Origin of the sequence: Salipiger sp. PrR002, from assembly GCF_010500775.1 — a bacterium.
Classification (GTDB): domain Bacteria; phylum Pseudomonadota; class Alphaproteobacteria; order Rhodobacterales; family Rhodobacteraceae; genus Salipiger.
The window spans coordinates 1-1,531 of record NZ_JAAGOU010000089.1; the positions used below are offsets into that span (position 1 = coordinate 1).

The 1,531-nt window shown below is 58.4% G+C and carries 1 protein-coding gene; it reads right to left on the minus strand.

The window, feature by feature from the left end; translation table 11 throughout:
* Positions 1-91: 91 nt before the first annotated feature.
* Entirely contained in the window at positions 92-1,456 is a 1,365-nt protein-coding gene (locus G0A00_RS26240) for an ISNCY family transposase (RefSeq protein ID WP_368667756.1), read from the minus strand.
* Positions 1,457-1,531: the final 75 nt, after the last annotated feature.

The following is a 1,531-nucleotide window of genomic DNA, read 5'->3' on the forward strand; positions in this document are numbered from 1 at the left end:
TGTTGCAACCAAGTTGAAATGTCACCGCGTCTGCAAAGCAGGAATGTCATCAGGCGGCATGACGTGAGCAAAGCCTGACAGGGCGGAGACCTCAGCTATCGCAGCCCTGACTGGCTTTGCTTTCTGCGATACGCTTGCGATCGGCCAAAGTATTCCAGCCAGTGTTCCGGCGTCCGTTCTTTTCGTAATTGTTCTTCGCGCTCACAGGTTTGACCTTCGGCGGCATGCGCTCCTTATCCTGCTGCGCTTTGATATGTGCCAGAACTGCGCTCAGGTGTTTGTTCTCGGTAATGGCGGCGTGTGTGACGCGCTGCTGGTGTGGATCAAAGATGCTGCAGGGTAGGGCGACGCCTTTGGCGCGGACTTGGATGCGCCCGTCGGGCATCTCGTAGACATCCACGTATTTGCCAACGAGCCCACGCGTCAGATCGTTGACCTCCAGCCGGATGCGCTTGCGGTCGTACTTCAGAGTTAAATCCCTGGCAACATAGCGTTTGTCGCGCAGGCAGAAGACTTCGGCGAGGCGGTCCGGCGCGATGTTCAAGGCGCGGTGCAGATTGTCGGGCTTGGCCGGGGCCTTTGAAAACTTGGCGTTGTAGCGGTTAACGAAACCAGAAAGGAACGCGTTGCCGTCTTCCATGTTCGAGACGCCCGCGATGCGCAACTCCTTGACCAGCCGGTCTTGCAGCGTCCGGTTCGCGCGCTCGACGCGACCTTTGGCTTGGGAGGAATTGGCGCAGATGATCTCGATGTTCAACTCGGCCAAGGCCCGCCCGAACTGCGTCATGCCCGTCATGTGCTCGTTCGGTTTGGGAACCCTGAACACCGAGTGTTTGTCGCTGTAAAATGCAACGGGTCGGCCATGCTTCAGCAGGTAGCTTTCCAGAGCCTCGAAGTAGCTGAAGGTGCTCTCGGCGGTGACAAACCGCAGTTCCATCAGCCTACTGGTCGCATCATCAATGAAGACAAGCAGGGTGCAGGGATCGCCGCGATCTTCGAACCAGCGGTGATCCGAGCCGTCGATCTGAACCAGCTCACCAAAGCACTCTCGGCGCAACCGCGGCTGATGAAAGGTCCGGCGTTGTTTGCGCGATAGCCAGATGCCGTCTTCCTGCATCCACTTGCGGACGGTCTCGCGCGAGACCTTAAACCCGTGGTGTTCGGCCAGCATCTCCGTCGCCAATGTCGGGCCGAAATCTGCGTAGCTCTCCTTGATCAGGCTCAACGCGTAGTCGCGCTTGGCTTTGTGGATGTGGTTGTTCGGAGGCTTCCCGCGCGCCTTATGACGGATCGCGGCCGCGCCATCCTGGCGGTATCGCTTCAACAGCCTGAAGATCTGCCGACGCGTCAGCTCTAGCATGTTCGCCGCGTTGTCCACGGTCAGTCGACCGTCATCGACCTGCGCCAGAACCTCCACACGGTTCAACTCGCGCTCGCTCATAATCAGCCATCCCACGTCCGCTCATCCTCGCATCGTTTTGCGGGGAGAGTGACATTCCTGAATTGTTCATGGGTGACATTTTAGCTTTGC